Annotated in this window: 17 protein-coding genes and 1 tRNA gene; 2 read left to right on the top strand and 16 right to left on the bottom strand. The window is 74.6% G+C overall.

Annotated features, from left to right (window positions below; translation table 11 throughout):
- Positions 1-27 precede the first annotated feature (27 nt).
- The 13 genes from GFJ45_RS04880 to GFJ45_RS04820 form a co-directional block, all read right to left on the bottom strand.
- The gene (locus tag GFJ45_RS04880) at positions 28-690 is read right to left on the bottom strand and encodes an ANTAR domain-containing response regulator (protein ID WP_153394754.1); all 663 of its coding nucleotides are present in this window, start codon (positions 688-690) and stop codon (positions 28-30) included.
- Between the two features lie 43 nt (positions 691-733).
- Positions 734-816 (bottom strand) — tRNA-Leu (locus GFJ45_RS04875).
- 48 nt (positions 817-864) lie between these two features.
- Positions 865-2328: a pyruvate kinase gene (gene pyk / locus GFJ45_RS04870; protein ID WP_153394752.1), complete on the bottom strand. Its 1464-nt coding sequence runs from the start codon at positions 2326-2328 to the stop codon at positions 865-867.
- 10 nt (positions 2329-2338) lie between these two features.
- On the bottom strand, positions 2339-3244 hold the full coding sequence (gene lgt, locus GFJ45_RS04865; protein ID WP_153394750.1) for a prolipoprotein diacylglyceryl transferase: 906 nt from the start codon (positions 3242-3244) through the stop codon (positions 2339-2341).
- On the bottom strand, positions 3241-3960 hold the full coding sequence (locus GFJ45_RS04860) for a DsbA family protein (RefSeq protein ID WP_153394748.1): 720 nt from the start codon (positions 3958-3960) through the stop codon (positions 3241-3243). The genes lgt and GFJ45_RS04860 overlap by 4 nt, the downstream gene beginning before the upstream one ends.
- Positions 3957-4139, bottom strand: a complete 183-nt coding sequence (locus GFJ45_RS04855; protein WP_153394746.1) for a hypothetical protein — start codon at positions 4137-4139, stop codon at positions 3957-3959. The genes GFJ45_RS04860 and GFJ45_RS04855 overlap by 4 nt, the downstream gene beginning before the upstream one ends.
- Positions 4136-4933, bottom strand: a complete 798-nt coding sequence (gene trpA / locus GFJ45_RS04850) for a tryptophan synthase subunit alpha (RefSeq protein ID WP_153394744.1) — start codon at positions 4931-4933, stop codon at positions 4136-4138. The genes GFJ45_RS04855 and trpA overlap by 4 nt, the downstream gene beginning before the upstream one ends.
- Entirely contained in the window at positions 4930-6204 is a 1275-nt protein-coding gene (trpB, locus tag GFJ45_RS04845) for a tryptophan synthase subunit beta (RefSeq protein WP_153394729.1), read from the bottom strand. Before trpB ends, trpA begins: the two co-directional genes overlap by 4 nt.
- Positions 6201-7010 carry an indole-3-glycerol phosphate synthase TrpC gene (gene trpC / locus GFJ45_RS04840; protein ID WP_153394726.1) on the bottom strand — a complete coding sequence of 270 codons (810 nt, stop codon included), beginning with the start codon at positions 7008-7010 and terminating at the stop codon, positions 6201-6203. Before trpC ends, trpB begins: the two co-directional genes overlap by 4 nt.
- Before the next feature lie 54 nt (positions 7011-7064).
- Positions 7065-7280, bottom strand: coding sequence for an HGxxPAAW family protein (locus tag GFJ45_RS04835; RefSeq protein ID WP_153394724.1), 216 nt, complete (start codon positions 7278-7280; stop codon positions 7065-7067).
- Positions 7281-7315: 35 nt separating this feature from the next.
- Positions 7316-7912, bottom strand: a complete 597-nt coding sequence (locus GFJ45_RS04830) for a Trp biosynthesis-associated membrane protein (protein WP_153394722.1) — start codon at positions 7910-7912, stop codon at positions 7316-7318.
- Positions 7909-9732 (bottom strand): ABC transporter ATP-binding protein, encoded by a 1824-nt coding sequence (locus GFJ45_RS04825; RefSeq protein WP_153394720.1) that lies wholly within the window; start codon positions 9730-9732, stop codon positions 7909-7911. The genes GFJ45_RS04830 and GFJ45_RS04825 overlap by 4 nt, the downstream gene beginning before the upstream one ends.
- Positions 9729-11648, bottom strand: coding sequence for an ABC transporter ATP-binding protein (locus GFJ45_RS04820; RefSeq protein ID WP_228386499.1), 1920 nt, complete (start codon positions 11646-11648; stop codon positions 9729-9731). The genes GFJ45_RS04825 and GFJ45_RS04820 overlap by 4 nt, the downstream gene beginning before the upstream one ends.
- Before the next feature lie 150 nt (positions 11649-11798).
- Between GFJ45_RS04820 and GFJ45_RS04815 the strand changes: the two genes are divergently transcribed.
- A complete protein-coding gene (locus GFJ45_RS04815) occupies positions 11799-12422 on the top strand; it encodes a nucleoside/nucleotide kinase family protein (RefSeq protein ID WP_153394718.1) in 624 nt (207 codons plus the stop codon).
- 4 nt (positions 12423-12426) lie between these two features.
- Entirely contained in the window at positions 12427-13623 is a 1197-nt protein-coding gene (locus GFJ45_RS04810; protein ID WP_153394716.1) for an FUSC family protein, read from the top strand.
- A 15-nt stretch (positions 13624-13638) separates the two neighbouring features.
- Here GFJ45_RS04810 and GFJ45_RS04805 read toward each other — a convergent pair whose 3' ends face one another.
- From GFJ45_RS04805 to GFJ45_RS04795, 3 genes are read right to left on the bottom strand one after another with little or no spacing between them, the layout of a single operon-like run.
- Positions 13639-14124 carry a PH domain-containing protein gene (locus GFJ45_RS04805; RefSeq protein ID WP_153394714.1) on the bottom strand — a complete coding sequence of 162 codons (486 nt, stop codon included), beginning with the start codon at positions 14122-14124 and terminating at the stop codon, positions 13639-13641.
- 29 nt (positions 14125-14153) lie between these two features.
- The gene (rpe, locus tag GFJ45_RS04800; RefSeq protein ID WP_153394780.1) at positions 14154-14807 is read right to left on the bottom strand and encodes a ribulose-phosphate 3-epimerase; all 654 of its coding nucleotides are present in this window, start codon (positions 14805-14807) and stop codon (positions 14154-14156) included.
- Between the two features lie 5 nt (positions 14808-14812).
- Positions 14813-15301: an RsmB/NOP family class I SAM-dependent RNA methyltransferase gene (locus tag GFJ45_RS04795; protein WP_323368710.1), complete on the bottom strand. Its 489-nt coding sequence runs from the start codon at positions 15299-15301 to the stop codon at positions 14813-14815.
- Positions 15302-15388 lie beyond the last annotated feature (87 nt).

The following is a 15388-nucleotide window of genomic DNA, read 5'->3' as shown; positions in this document are numbered from 1 at the left end:
GGCTGCGCGGGCGGCCGGCGGTGGCCGCTACTTCTTCTTGGCCGGCATCTCCGAGATCACCCGGTCGGCGACCTCCCGCATCGACAGCCGCCGGTCCATCGCGGTCTTCTGGATCCACCGGAATGCCTCGGCCTCGGAGATCTTCAGCTGCTGCATCAGCAGCCCCTTGGCGCGGTCCAGTCGCTTGCGGGTCTCGAAGCGCTCGTTGAGGTCGCTGATCTCCTCCTGCAGCGCCTGGAACTCCTGCCACCGGGGCCGGGCGATGTCGATGGCCGGCAGGATGTCGGCGGCGGTGAACGGCTTGACGACGTAGGCCATCACGCCCGCCTCGCGGGCCCGGTCGACCAGCGTCCGGTCGCTGAACGCGGTCAGCATGACGACCGGCGCGACCCGCTCCCGCCCGAGGATCTCGGCGGCGGTCAGTCCGTCCATGACCGGCATCTTGATGTCGAGCACGACCAGGTCCGGCTGCAGCTCGCGGGCCTTCTCCACCGCCTGCTCCCCGTCGGCTGCCTGGGCGACCACCTCGTGCCCGGCCTCGGTGAGCATCTCGGCCAGGTCCAGCCGGATGAGGGCCTCGTCCTCGGCGACGAGAATGCGCAGCCCCTGCCCCTGATCCTCCGCGGGCGTGCGCGCCGCCTGCTGCTCGGCCGGTTCGGACTGGTCGGGGCTGGGGCTCTCGTTCGTCACGGTCCCCACGATATCCCGGGCGTTCGCCCGCGGGACGGTGAGGTGCCGGGAGCGGGACTCGAACCCGCACGCCCTCTCGGGCAGAGCATTTTGAGTGCTCCGTGTCTGCCGTTCCACCACCCCGGCCGGGTGCCGGGCCAGCATACCCAGGCCCACCTCGCGGCGGGAGCGGCGTCAGGGCCGGGGCGCCGTGCTCGGTGACTGGTAGGCGGGCACGCGCCCGCGCACCGCGTCACCGACGCGGTGCAGCCGCAGCGCGTTGGTGGATCCAGGCGTGCCCGGGGGCGACCCGGCGACGATGATGACCAGCTCGCCCTCGCGGAGCCGACCAGCCGCCAGCAGCGCCTCGTCCACCTGGCGCACCATGTCGTCGGTGTGCTGGACGTAGGGCACCTGGAAGGTCTCCACGCCCCAGGTGAGGGCGAGCTGGGAGCGGGTGGCGGCCTCGGGGGTGAACGCCAGCATCGGGATGTCCGAGCGCAGCCGGGACATCCGACGGGCCGAGTCCCCGGTCTGGGTGAAGGTGACCATCACTGACACGTCCAGCAGCTGGGCGATCTCGGCGGCGGCGCGGGTGACCGCGCCCCCGGTCGTGTGCGGCATGGTGCCGAGCGGGCGGACCCGGTCCAGCCCTTCCTCCTCGGTCCGCGCGATGATCGTGGCCATCGTCTCGACCGACCGGATCGGGTACTTGCCGATGCTGGTCTCGCCGGAGAGCATCAGCGCGTCGGCGCCGTCGAGCACGGCGTTGGCGCAGTCGCTGGCCTCGGCACGGGTCGGGCGCGGGCTGGAGATCATCGAGTCCAGCATCTGGGTGGCCACGATCACCGGCTTGGCCTGCTGGCGGGCCAGCTCGACGGCCCGCTTCTGCACCAGCGGGACCTGCTCCAGCGGCAGCTCGACACCGAGGTCGCCCCGGGCGACCATGATCCCGTCGAAGGCGTCGATGATCTCCCGCAGGTGCGTCACCGCCTGCGGCTTCTCGATCTTGGCGATGACCGGGACCCGGATGCCCTCGGCCTCCATGACGGCGTGCACGTCGCGGACGTCGTCGCCGCTGCGCACGAAGGACAGCGCGATGACGTCGGCGCCCGCCCGGAGCGCCCACCGCAGGTCCTCCCGGTCCTTCTCCGACATCGCGGGCACGCTGACCGGGGTGCCGGGCAGGTTGAGGCCCTTGTGGTCGGACACCGTCCCGCCGACGACGACCCGGGTGGTCACGTCGGTCTCGCCGACGCCGGTCACCTCCAGGGCCACCTTGCCGTCGTCGACGAGGATCTGGTCACCCACGCCCACGTCACCGGCCAGCCCGGAGTAGGTGGTCCCCACCACGTCCTGGTCCCCGGGGACGTCCCGGGTCGTGATGGTGAAGGTCTCCCCCTCGGCCAGGTCGACCGGGCCGGAGGCGAAGGCGGCGGTGCGGATCTTGGGACCCTGCAGGTCGGCGAGCACGGCCACCGCGCGGCCGCTCTCGTCGCTGGCCTGCCGGACCCGCTGGTAGCGGCGCTGGTGCTCGGCGTGCGTGCCGTGCGACATGTTCAGCCGGGCCACGTCCATACCGGCCGCCACGAGGTCGCCGATGGCCTCGGGCGAGTCGGTGGCGGGCCCCAGCGTGCAGACGATCTTGGCTCGGCGCATGGCACCAACCCTACGTGCCTGCGGCGGTCTGGCTGACCTCCTGCCGGGGTGCGGTGCCCGGGCCCCGGACCGGGCGGTCCGAGCGGCGCCCCAGGACCAGGTAGAGCACGATGCCGGCCAGCCCGACGGCCGCCGCGACCCACACGTTGATCCGCTGGCCGAGCACCAGCTGGGCGGGGTCGGTCCGCATCAGCTCGATGAAGAACCGGCCCAGCGTGTAGCCCACGATGTACAGCGCGAACACCTGGCCGCGCCGGAACGGCACCCGCCGGTCCAGCAGCAGCAGCACCACCGCCAGGGTGAGGCACCACAGCGACTCGAAGAGGAAGGTCGGCTGGAACGTGCCCAGCACGACCGGCTCCCCCGCCGCGTCGGTGACCGCCCGGCCTGCGCCGGCGTCCCACTCGTGGATGACCACCGCCCACGGTGCGTCCGTGGGCCCGCCGTACAGCTCGTTGTTGAACCAGTTGCCCCACCGGCCCAGCGCCTGCGCCACCAGCAGGCCGGGTGCCAGCGCGTCGGCGAGGTCCCCGAACGAGTGCCCGTGCCGGCGGCAGCCGATCCAGGCGCCGACGGCGCCGAGCGCGACTGCCCCCCAGATCCCGAGGCCGCCCTCCCAGATCCGCAGCGCGGCCAGCAGGTTGCCGTCCTCGCCGAAGTACGGCCAGGGACTGCTGACGACGTGGTAGAGCCGGCCGCCGATGATGCCGAAGACGATCGCCCAGACCGCGATGTCGAAGATCTCCTCGCCCGTCCCGCCCCGTGCCTTGAGCCGGTAGTGGGTGATGGCCACCGCCGCGACGATGCCGAGCATGATGCACAGCGCGTAGGCCCGCAGCGGCACCGGGCCCAGCCACCAGACGGCGGTGTCCGGGCTCGGGATGGCGGCCGGGAGCGAGGCCGCGAACGCGCTCACGCCCCTGCCTCCAGCACGGTGCGCAGCCCGTCCTCCTCCGACAGCAGCATGGTCATCTCCTCCTGGCTCAGCGGCTCGCCGTCGACCGCGAGGGTGGGCGTCCCGGTGACCCCCTCGCGGACCGCGCGCTCGTCCATGTCGGTCACGTAGTCGGCGTAGCGGCCCTGCTCGTAGCAGCCCCGGGTCCGCTCCAGCGCCTCGCCTTCCACGCCGGCCGCCTGGGCGTGCCCGAGCAGCTCGGCGTCGGTCCAGCCCTCGCCCTCGGTGGCCGGCTGGTGGGCGAGCACCCGCTGGTAGAACTCCAGGAACTGGCCCTCGTCCGCGACGCACATCGCCAGCTCGGCCGCCCGGGTGGAGGCGTCGTTGCTGAGCGTGTCGTCCAGGAAGGTGCGCAGGCTGACCGTCAGCGCCACCTCGCCCCCCGCGGCCGCCGCGGCGAGGTCGTCTCCCGCCTGTTCCTCCAGGGCAGCGCACCAGGGGCACTGGAAGTCGGCGTACAGGTGCAGCCGCGGCACGTCCTCGCCCGATCCCTCGGCGATGACCATCCCGCCGCCTTCCGGCAGCGACCCCTGCGGCCCCGTCCCGGCCAGCTCCTCCTCGCCTCGGCCCAGCAGGTAGACCATGACCGCCCCCAGCGCGACCACGACGACGATGACGGCGGCGACCAGCCCGACGGGGACGCCGCCGCCCTTCGCGGCCGGTCCGGTGGTGCTCATCGTGCTCCCTCACCGGCCAGTTGCCGGTCCACCGACAGCGCCGTCGGGTCGCGTCGGGCGTGCAGCACCCCGCCGAGCACGAGCCGTGCGACCACGCCGGCCCACCCCCGCACCCGGTCAGCCGGGCCCGGCCGGCCCGGCGCGCTGCGGTGTGCGCTCTCCGGGGCCTCCGGGGTCACCTAGCCGGCTCCGGCCGGCGGACGCCGTCGGCCAGGTCCTGGGCGGTGCGTCGGAGGCCCTCCCCGGAGGGGTCCTCGGCCAGCGCCCGCACCAGCACCGAACCCACGATCACCCCGTCGGCGAACGCGGCGACCTCCCCGGCCTGGGCACCGGTCGAGACGCCGAGCCCGACACAGATCGGCAGGTCGGTGACCTCACGGGTCCGTCGCACCAGCTCCCGCGCCCCGGAGCCGACGGTGCCCCGCACGCCGGTCACGCCCATGGTGGAGGCGGCGTAGACGAACCCTTGGCACGCGAAGGCCGTGCTGGCCAGCCTCGCGTCGGTCGAGCTGGGGGCGACCAGGAAGATCGGGTCCAGGCGGTGCCGGCCGGCCGCGGCCAGCCAGGTCCCGGCCTCATCGGGGATCAGGTCCGGGGTGATGATCCCGGCGCCCCCGGCCGCGCGCAGGTCCCCCGCGAACCGGTCCACGCCGTAGCGCAGCACCGGGTTCCAGTAGCTCATCACGACCGGGACGGCACCCGCCTCTGCGACGGCCTGGGCGCACTCCATGACGTGGGGCAGCCGGAAGCCCTGCTGCAGCGCCTGCTCGGCGGCGTCCTGGATGACCGGGCCGTCCATGAGCGGGTCGCTGTAGGGCACGCCGACCTCCACGATGTCGGTGCCGGCCTCGACCAGCGCCCGCATCGCCCGCAGCGAGCCCTCCCGGTCGGGGTAGCCGGCCGGCAGGTACCCGACCAGGGCGGCGCGGCGCTCCTCCCGGCACCGCGCGAACACGTCCTGCAGCGCGCTCACCAGCCGCTCCCTTCGGCGTCCTGGACCGGTTCGTCGGCCCGCACCTGCTCTGCCTGGACCAGGTCCTCGGGGTCCAGCAGCCCGAACCAGCGCGCCGCGGTGTCCACGTCCTTGTCGCCGCGCCCGGAGAGGTTGACGAGCACCACGGTCCCCGGACCGAGCTCTCGGCCCAGCTGCAACGCGCCGGCCAGCGCGTGCGCGCTCTCCAGCGCCGGCATGATGCCCTCGGTCTGGCACAGCATCCGGAAGGCCTCCATCGCCTCGGCGTCGGTGACCGGCCGGTACTCCGCCCGGCCGCTCTCCCGCAGGTGGGCGTGCTCCGGCCCCACCGAGGGATAGTCCAGCCCCGCCGACACCGAGTGCGTCGGCAGCGTCTGCCCGTCCTCGTCCTGCAGCACGAACGTCGCCGCCCCGTGCAGCACGCCGGGGCTGCCGGTGCTGAACCGGGCGGCGTGCCGGCCGCTGTCCACGCCCTCACCGCCGGCCTCGAGCCCGACCAGGCGCACCGCGTCCTCGGGGATGAACCGGTGGAAGATCCCCATCGCGTTGGAGCCCCCGCCCACACAGGCGCACACCACGTCCGGGAGCCCGCCGGTGGCCTCGCGCAGCTGTTCGGCCGCCTCGTCGCCGATCACCGCGTGGAAGTCGCGCACCATGGTCGGGAACGGGTGCGGCCCGGTCACGGTGCCCAGCAGGTAGTGGGTGTGGTCGACGTTGGTGACCCAGTCGCGCATCGCCTCGTTGATGGCGTCCTTGAGGGTGCCGCTACCGGTGGGCACCGGCACCACCTCGGCACCCAGCAGCCGCATCCGGGCCACGTTGAGCGCCTGCCGGATGGTGTCCTTCTTGCCCATGTAGACGGTGCACTCCAGCCCCATCAGCGCGGCCGCGGTGGCCGTGGCCACCCCGTGCTGGCCGGCACCGGTCTCGGCGATCACCCGCCGCTTGCCCATCCGGCGCGTCAGCAGCGCCTGGCCGAGGACGTTGTTGATCTTGTGGGAGCCGGTGTGGTTGAGGTCCTCGCGCTTGAGGAAGATCCGCGCCCCGCCGGCGTGCTCGGCGAACCGGGGCACCTCGGTCAGCGGGCTGGGCCGGCCGGTGTAGTCGCGCTGCAGCCGGTCCAGCTCCGCGCGGAACGCCGGGTCGGCCATCGCGGCCAGCCGGGCGGCGTCCAGCTCCTCCAGGGCGGCCACCAGCGCCTCGGGGACGTAGCGGCCGCCGTAGTCGCCGAAGCGTCCCGGCCGGGCCGGGGCGGGCTGCGGATCGGTCACTGCTGCCTCCTCTGTCGCGGCACCTCGGCCAGCTCGGCCACCGCCGTCTGCGGCTGGCCGCCGGTCACCAGCGCCTCGCCGACGAGCACCGCGTCGGCGCCCGCCGCGGCGTACCGGCGCACCTGCTGCGGGCCCTGCACGCCCGACTCGGCCACGAGCACCAGCTCCTCCCCGGCCGGGGCCGCGGCGGCGAGCCGCTCCACGGTCGCGGGGTCGACCTCCAGGGTGCGCAGGTCCCGGGCGTTGACGCCCAGCAGCCAGGTGCCGACGGCCAGCGCCCGTTCCAGCTCGGCCTCGTCGTGCACCTCCACCAGCACCTGCATGCCCAGCTCCTCGGCCAGCTGCTTCAGGTCCCGCAGCCGGCTCTGCTCCAGCGCGGCGACGATGAGCAGCACCAGGTCGGCGCCGTGGGCGCGGGCCTCCCAGAGCTGGTACTCCTCGACCAGGAAGTCCTTGCGCAGCAGCGGCACGTCCACCGCGGCGCGCACGGCGTCCAGGTCCGCCAGCGAGCCGCCGAACCGGCGGCCCTCGGTGAGCACGCTCACCGCGGAGGCGCCGCCGGCACCGTAGGAGCCGGCCAGCGCGGCCGGGTCGGGGATCGGTGACAGCTCACCCTTGGAGGGGCTGCGCCGCTTCACCTCGGCGATCACGTGCACGGTGTCTCGCGGCGCCAGCCACCGGCGGGCGTCCCGTGGCGCGGGGGCCCCTAGGGAGGCTTCGCGCAGCTGCTCCACGGGGGTGGAGCGGCGGCGGGAGTCGAGATCCGCACGCACGCCCTCGACGATCTGGTCCAGCACTGTCGGCACCACACCAGCCTAACCGTGCCGTCCGGCGGTTCGTGCCGCCGCCCGACCGTGGGGTCAGCGACGCGGGCGGGCGTGCCAGCTCTTCTCGTCGTAGCCGGCCTTGGACAACCCGTACCACGCACCGGCACCGATGGGGACCAGCGCGACGCCGGTCCAGTTGGCCCACGCCCAGCCGAAGAAGATGCCGACCGCCAGCAGGGTGCTGGCGAGCAGCAGCAGGGCGACTCCGGTCCAGGCGGCGAGGCTGTGACCGTGTCCGGGCTCGTCCATGGGTTCTCCTCAGGGGGCCGGGGGCGGAACTGTGCTCATTGTGACAGGTCACGCCCCTCCGCCGTCGGGTCCTCCCCCTCGCTGAGCCGGTCCCAGTCGCTCGCCCCGCCGTCGGGGCGAGCCTGGCCGTCCAGCTCGCCCGCTCGCGAGGGGCGCGGACCGTGCCGGCGGGCCCGGCTGCCGCCGGCCAGTCCGCCAGCCAGCAGCAGCAACGACCCACCCAGCGCGACCCACGGCCAGCCGCTGAGCCGTACCGAGGACAGCGCCAGGTCGGCCCCGCCGGTGACGGCGGTGGCCTCGGCCAGCGCCGAGCGCACGACCGGTTCGGCGTCCCACAGCAGCTGCAGCGCCGGGTAGGCGACCAGGCCGGCCGCGACGAGGGTGCTGAGGGCCGCCAGCAGCCGGACGACACGGGTCCCGGTCAGCGCCGCCAGCAGCGCTGCTCCCGCCAGCAGTCCTCCGGCGGTGATGGTGCGGCCCACCTGGGAGCCGGTGACCGGCGTCTCGGTCTGCCCGAGCACCGGGTCGACCGCGACGGCGACCGCCCACTGCTGGCCGGCTCCCGCGAGCGCCAGCAGCACCCCGGCCGCGGTCGCGAGCGGCCACCAACGGGTGAGCCCACGCCGGCTCATGTCACCTCCGCCCCCTGCTGGGAGGCCCAGGAGGCATGCATCCGGCGGTAGACACCATCCCGGCCCACGAGGTCCCGGTGCGGCCCCACCTCGACGATCCGCCCCTGGTCGACCACGACCACGAAGTCGGCCGCCTCGGCCGTGGACAGCCGGTGCGCGATGGCCACGGAGGTGCGGCCGCGGGTCAGCCCCTCCAGCGCCCGCTGGATGCGCACCTCCGTCGCGGGGTCGACGGCGCTGGTGGCCTCGTCCAGCACCAGCAGGTCCGGGTCGGCCAGGTAGGCGCGGGCGATCGCGACCAGCTGCCGCTCCCCCGCCGACAGCGACTCCCCCCGCTGGCCCACCTGGGTGTCCAGGCCGTGGGGCAACCCGGTGATCCACGCGTCCAGCCCCAGCTCGGTGACCGCGAGCTCGACGTCCTCGTCGGTGGCCGTGGGCCGCCCGAACCGGATGTTCTCCCGCAGCGACTGGTCGAACAGGAACCCCTCTTGGGGGACCATCACCACCCGTCGGCGCAGCGAGTCGAAGGTGACCTGGCGCAGGTCCACCCCGTCCAGCAGCACCCGGCCCGCGACCGGGTCCATCAGCCGGGTGAGCAGCTTGGCCAGGGTGGTCTTGCCGGAGCCGGTCTCGCCGACGACGGCGACCCGGCTGCGCGGCGGGATCACCAGGTCCACGTCCTCCAGCACCCGGTCACCACCGGGGTAGGCGTAGGCCACGTCCTCGAACTGCACCGTGATCGGGCCGCGGGACAGGGTGACCCCCTCCGGGCCGGGGTCCGAGACGTCGGCAGGGGTGTCGACCACGCCGATGACCCGGCGCCACCCGGCCACGGCGTTCTGCAGCTCGTTGAGGATCTCGGTGGCCATCAGCACCGGCTGGGTGAACAGGTTCACCAGGAACAGGAACGCCAGCAGCTCGCCCAGGGTGACCCACCCCTGCACGGCGAACACGGTGCCGACCGCCAGCACGACCGCCGTGGTGACGCCGGCGAACGCCTGCCCGGAGCTGAACGCCATCACCGAACGGAACTGCGCGCCGATCGCGGCACGGCGGTGGGCCTCGATCGCCTCGTCGACGCGGCGGGTGGTGCGCTCCTCCACGCCGTAGGCGCGGATCGTCACCGCACCGACGATGGACTCCGAGATGGCGCCGAGCATGTCGCCCACGCGGGCCCGGACGGCGCCGTAGGCGCGGCCCAGCACCGGCTGGAACTGCCGCACCAGCAGCGCCAGCGGCAGCAGGCACAGGTAGACCACCCCGGCCAGCAGCGGGCTGTAGAAGACCATCAACCCGGTGGCGACCACGATCTGGGCGGTCGAGACCAGCAGCATCAGCCCGCCGAACTGGACGAACATCGAGATGGTGTCGACGTCGTTGGTCACCCGGGCCACCAGTGCGCCGCGACGCTCGGTGCTCTGCGTCAGCACCGAGAGGTCGTGGATGCGGCGGAACGCCTTCAGTCGCAGCGTCGCCAGACCGGACTCGGCGGAGCGGAACAGCCGCACGTTGACCAGGAACTGGGCCACGCTGGTGACCACCACCGCCCCGGCGGCGAGGAGCACGGCGATCAGCACGAACCGCACGTCTGGCCCGCCCTCGGCGCGGATCCCGTGGTCGGTGGTCTGCTGGACCAGGAACGGGATGAGCACCTTGCCGCCGGTGGCCACCAGCGCGAGCAGCACGGTGCCGAGCAGGCCCTTGCGCAGCTCCGGGGAGAGCTCGAACCCGCGCCGCAGGATCGCCGGGGTGCTCAGCTCCTGGCTACCGCCGATGCTGCTGCTGACGCCCGCCGCCGTCGCCTCGGCCCCGCCGGTCATCGGTCCTCCTCGGCCGCGTTGACGGCGGCCCGCTCGGCGGCCTCCCGGGCGTAGGCGTGCACCAGGTCGGCGTAGCCCTGGCATCGGGCCAGCAGCTCCTCGTGGCCACCCTGGTCCACGACCCTGCCGTGCTCGAGGTAGATGACGTGGCCGGCGAGGGTGATGGTGGCGATGCGGTAGGCCACCACCAGCACCGTCGTGCCCGAGCGCGCCTCCCGCAGCGCGGCGAGGATCTGCTGCTCGACGGCGGGATCGACGGCGCTGGTGGCGTCGTCGAGCACCAGCAGCCGCGGCCGCCGGACGATGGCCCGTGCCAGCGCGATCCGCTGCCGCTGCCCGCCGGAGAGGGTACCGCCGCGCTCCCCGACCCGGGTGTCCAGGCCCTGCGGCAGCTGCCGGACGAAGTCGTCGGCCTGGGCGATGCGCAGCGCCTCCCAGACCTCCTCGTCGGTCCGGTCGGTGCCGAGCGTGACGTTGCCACGCACCGTGTCGTCGAACATGAACGTCTGCTGCGCCACCAGCGTGGCCACGTCGGGCAGCTCGCCCTGGCGCACCTGGCGCAGGTCGATGCCGTCCAGGGTCACCTGGCCGGAGTCGGGGTCGACCAGGCGCAGCACCAGCCCGGCGAGGGTGGACTTGCCGGACCCGGTCGGACCGACGAGCGCGCTCGTGGAGCCGGCCGGCACCTGCAGCGAAACCCCGCGGATGGCAGGGGTGCGTTCCAGGTCCGCCAGCATGCCGGTGTAGGGGTCGGTGCCGTCCCGGGAGGGGGTCGGCGCCGCCCCCAGCACCTCCCGCTCGGGGCGGTCGACGTAGGAGTAGTGCACCTCCCGCACCGCCGGCTCGGCGGGGCCGTCCCCCGGCACGGTCGCGGCCCCGTGCTCCATGGACCCGGTGGCCTGCAGCACCGCGGCCACCCGGCGGTGGCCCACGACCGAGCGCGGGATCTCGGCCAGCACCCACCCCAGCGCACGGACCGGGAACGCCAGGATCGAGAACAGGTAGGCCATCTGGACCACGTCGGCTGCTGTCAGCGCGCCGGCGGCGACCTGGGCCGTGCCCACCGCCAGCACCGCCAGCGTGCCCAGGGTCGGGATGCCCTCGATGACCGGCTCGAACGTGCCGCGGGTGCGTCCCACGTCGACCAGCGAGTCCCGTAGCTCGTGGGTGACCTTGCCGAACCGCTCGGTCTCCTCCTGCTCCCGGCCCATCGCCTTGACGACCAGCCCCGCCTCGAACGACTCGTGGGCGACCTCGGCGACCTCGGCGCGCAGCTGCTGGGCCCGGGTGATCTTGGGCGACATCACCCGCTGGAAGACCACGTTCGCGGCGAACAGCGCCGGGAAGACGAGCAGCGCAATGAGGGTGAGGAACCAGTCGACCAGGACCATCTGCACGCCGGCGATGAGCAGCATGAAGATCACGCCGATCGCCATCGGGAGCGGGTTGAACACCTGCCAGGTGGCCTCGATGTCGGCGTGGGCGTTGCTCAGCAGCTGCCCGGAGGGGTGGGCGTGGTGCCACGACAGCGGCAGCCGCAGGTACTGCCGGGTGACCCGCCGGCGGTAGATCGCCTGCAGGTTGAACCCGGCGATCGTGGCCGAGACCCGCCGCAGCACGACACCGGTCACGTTGACCGCCAGCACCGCCATCAGCACCCAGACGATGGTGCCCAGACCGGCCCAGGTCCACCGGCCCTCCGTCACCGCCGGGGTCACCACCGTCTCGGTGACGTGGCCGATCGCCCATGCGGTGGCCACTGTCGCGGCCGCCCACAGCACCGATCCCACCACCGCCACGGAGAACCAGCGCGGCTGCTGGCGCACGCCACGCCAGATGACGCCGAGCCCCTCGCGGAGCACGGCCCCGGTGGGCCGCGGGCGACCGATGACGCGGCCCTGGGCGGCAGCGGTCACGACTCTTCCCTTCCTCAAGCCAGCGGCAGGCGCGCACCACCCCCTGTGGCAGCGCCAGCCGCCATCTTCGCACGCGGGGGTGACGGTCCCGGCCCTCGGTCCGGGGGCCCGCACCGGCCTCGCCGCCGTCGACCCGGTTGGATGGTGGGCGTGAGCGTCCCCCGGGTCACCCTGCCCGCGACCGGCCCGCTGCCGCAGGCCCTGCTGCAGCGGCTCCAGGACGCCGGCGGGCGCGCCCGGCCGCACCCAGGGCGAAGCGGCGAACCGCGCACCGTCGTCGTAGGCGTGGACGGCCGTAGCGGCGCCGGCAAGACCGCGCTGGCCGCCCGGTTGACCGCCGAGCTGGGCTGGCGGGTGCTGGCGCTGGAGGACCTGTACGTCGGCTGGCACGGGCTCGCCGAGGCACCGCCCCGGCTGTGCCGGGAGGTGCTCGCACCGCTGGCGGCCGGGCGAAGCGGCCGCTACCGCCGCTATGACTGGCACGCGGGCCGGCTCGCCGAGCAGGTCACCGTCCGGCCCGGCGGGGTGCTGCTGGTCGAGGGCGTGGGGGTGCTGGCCGCGCCGTGCGCCGACCGGTTCGCGGTGCGGCTGTGGCTGGAGGCCCCCACCCCGGCGCGCCGGGAGCGGGCGCTGGCCCGCGACGCGGGCAGCTACGCCCCGTGGTGGGACCACTGGGCCCGGCAGGAGGAGGCGCTGCTGGGCCCGGTCGGCACCCGACCGCCGGCCGACCTGGTGCTGGACACGACGGCCACCGCGACGCACCTGGAAGAGTAGGCGCGTGAGCACCTGGGACCACCACTGGGAGCGGGCCCGAGAACGCACCCGGACCGGTCTGCGGCCGCTGGCGCGCCAGCTGCGGCCGGGCGCGCTGCACCGACGGGTGCAGCGGTGGCGGGACCGCTGGTGGCTGATCACGCAGGCGGCCATCGGCGCCGCGCTGGCCTGGTGGGTGGCCAGCGACCTGCTGGGCCACCCGCTGCCGTTCTTCGCGCCGGTGACCGCCATGGTGTGCCTGGGGCTGACCTACGACAACCGGGTGCGCCGCGTCATCGAGCTGACCGTGGGGGTGGCCATCGGCGTGCTGGTGGGGGACATGCTCGTGCACTACTTCGGGTCGGGGGTGTGGCAGCTGTTCACCGTCGCCGCGGTCGCGATGTCGCTCGCGGTGCTCGCCGGCGCAGGCCAGCTGCTCATGCTGCAGGCCGGCATCCAGGGGGTGATCGTCACCACCCTGGTCGCCGGGGAGGGGCAGGCGTTCGCTCGCTGGCTCGACGCGGTCGTGGGCGGGCTGGTGGCGCTGACGATCGCCGTGCTCGCCCCCTCGCCACGGGCGGTGCACCGCCCCGCGGAGCGGGCGGCCACGGTGACCGCCGAGCTGGGTCAGCTCCTCACCGAGACCGCCGAGGGGTTGACGGCGCGCGACCACGCCCGGGTGACCCGGGCGCTGCGGCGGGCGCGCGGCCTGCAGCGCGGCCTCGACGACCTGCGGGAGGCGGCGGCCGAGGGCCTCGCAGTGGCCCGGCTGGCGCCGTTCCGGCGGCGGCACCGCACCGGGGTGCAGGTGGTCCTGGACCTGCTGACGCCGCTGGACCTGGCGATCCGCAACGTGCGCGTGCTGGTGCGCCGGGCGGAGGTGGCGCTGCACGACGAGGAGTTCATCCCGCCGTCCTACATCGACATGGTGGCCTCGCTGGGGCAGGCGGCCAGCCACATCGGGCGGGAGCTGGCCGAGGAGCACGCCCCGGTGGAGGCCCGGGAGGACCTGGTCGCGGTCGCCCGCCGCTCCACCTGGCGGGACCGGCGCGCCCAGCTGTCGGCGGAGGTGATGCGGGCGCAGGTGCGCTCGGCCGTGGTGGACCTGCTGATCCTGACCGGGATGAGCCAGGAGGAGGCCCGGGTGCGGGTGCCGCCGACCCGTGACGACCTGGACCCCGGGCCGGAGGAGGACGGGGCGGACGAGGACGACGAGGAGTAGCCGCGCGGCTGGCTGCTACTCGTCCTGGCCGGTGCGCGTGTGGTGGGCGACCAGCGCCGAGAGCCGAGCGGCCTCCCGCCGGCCGAACTCGCCGTCGGCGCGCTGGATCGCCATCACCGGGACCTCCTCGGTGTCGGTCAGCTCCAGGACCACCCAGGGCGCGCCGCCGGACAGCGCGCCGACCCGCAGCACCTGGGCCCACTGCAGCTGGTGGGTCCGGAGCAGGTTGACCACCCGCAGCCCCTCCGGGCTGGGCACGGCCCGCAGCGCGGCGTACCGGAGCAGGAACGCCGCGACGGCCAGCGCGAACAGCAGCAGCAGCGCCCGGTCGGCGAATCCCCAGCCGGTGGCGCCCTCGGCGGGCAGCAGCACCGCGAGACCGCCCAGCACCACCAGCGTCACCACGGCGGCCGCCAGCGCCACCCAGGCTCCCCGGTGCGGCCGGAACGGCGCATAGGCGCCGCCCGCGGGGCGGCTCGAGGTCGACGGGCGCTCGGTCACCCCACCAGGGTAGGACCCGCGCGGGCCGGTCATCGGGGCCCCGCCATCAGCTGCCGCAGCCGAGCGATCTGCGCCGCCACGTCCTCGGGGCCGTACACGGCCGAGCCGGCCACGAACACGTCGGCACCGGCCTCGGCGCACTGCCCGATCGTGTCCTCACCGACGCCACCGTCCACCTGGATCCACACCTCCCCGCCGTGCCGGTCGACGGCCTCGCGCACCTGCCGCACCTTGGCCAGCTGCTCGGCCATGAACGCCTGCCCGCCGAACCCGGGCTCGACCGTCATCACCAGGACCATGTCCAGCTCGGCCAGCAGGTCCGCGTACGGCGCGAACGGGGTGCCCGGTTTCAGCGCGATCGCGGCCCGGGCACCGGCGGCCCGGATCGCGCGGGCGGTCGCCACGACGTCGCCGGCGGCCTCGACGTGGAAGGTCACCGACCGGGCGCCGGCCTCGACGTACTGCGGCGCCCACCGGTCGGGGTCCTCGATCATCAGGTGGCAGTCGAGCGGCACCGGGCTCACCCGCGCCAGCGCCTCGACCACCGGCAGCCCCAGTGTGAGGTTGGGCACGAAGTGGGCGTCCATGACGTCCACGTGCGCCCAGTCGGCCGTGCGGATGCGTTCCAGCTCCCGCTGCAGGTTGGCGAAGTCGGCGGCGAGGATGCTCGGGCTGAGCTGCAGACTGCTCATCGGGCGTCGGACCTCCTGGGTGCCTCGGATGCGGAGTGGGTCTGGGGCCGGCCGTCCTGGCGGCGCAGCAGCGCGACGAACATGCCGTCGGTGTCATGCCGGTGCGGCCACAGCTGGGCCCACGGCCCCTGGCCGGTGGCCGGCACCGGGTCACCGTGGCGGTCGCGCAGCAGCGGCCGCACGTCCTCCACGCCCAGCTCGGGGTGCCGGCGCAGGACGTCCTGCACGACGAACCGGGTCTCGGCCAGGTGCGGCGAGCAGGTCGCGTAGACGACGACGCCACCGGGACGCACCGCGGCCGCCGCGGACGCCAGCAGGGCGCGTTGCAGCGGGGCCAGCGCGGTCAGGTCCTCCGGTTGCCGGCGCCATCGCGCCTCCGGCCGGCGCCGCAGTGCTCCCAGGCCGGTGCACGGTGCGTCCACGAGCACCCGGTCGTAGCGGCCCGGCTGCTCCGTGCCGACCTCGCGGCCGTCCCCCACCGTCACCTCGACGGTCGCGCCCGCGTCCCGGGCGCCGGCCAGCGTCTGCTACACCAGGCGGGCGCGGTGCTCGCTGACCTCGTTGGCCCGCAG

This window comes from Ornithinicoccus halotolerans, from assembly GCF_009602535.1.
Taxonomy (GTDB): domain Bacteria; phylum Actinomycetota; class Actinomycetes; order Actinomycetales; family Dermatophilaceae; genus Ornithinicoccus; species Ornithinicoccus halotolerans.
The sequence above is the reverse complement of the archived record's forward strand: the minus strand, read 5'-3'. Positions and strand labels throughout refer to the sequence as shown.

Coding starts and splice junctions, on each gene's coding strand:
- pyk (WP_153394752.1), bottom strand. CDS start 2,328: ATGCGCCGAGCCAAGATCGTCTGCACGCTGGGGCCCGCCACCGACTCG.
- GFJ45_RS04860 (WP_153394748.1), bottom strand. CDS start 3,960: ATGAGCACCACCGGACCGGCCGCGAAGGGCGGCGGCGTCCCCGTCGGG.
- GFJ45_RS04835 (WP_153394724.1), bottom strand. CDS start 7,280: ATGGACGAGCCCGGACACGGTCACAGCCTCGCCGCCTGGACCGGAGTC.
- GFJ45_RS04830 (WP_153394722.1), bottom strand. CDS start 7,912: ATGAGCCGGCGTGGGCTCACCCGTTGGTGGCCGCTCGCGACCGCGGCC.
- GFJ45_RS04825 (WP_153394720.1), bottom strand. CDS start 9,732: ATGACCGGCGGGGCCGAGGCGACGGCGGCGGGCGTCAGCAGCAGCATC.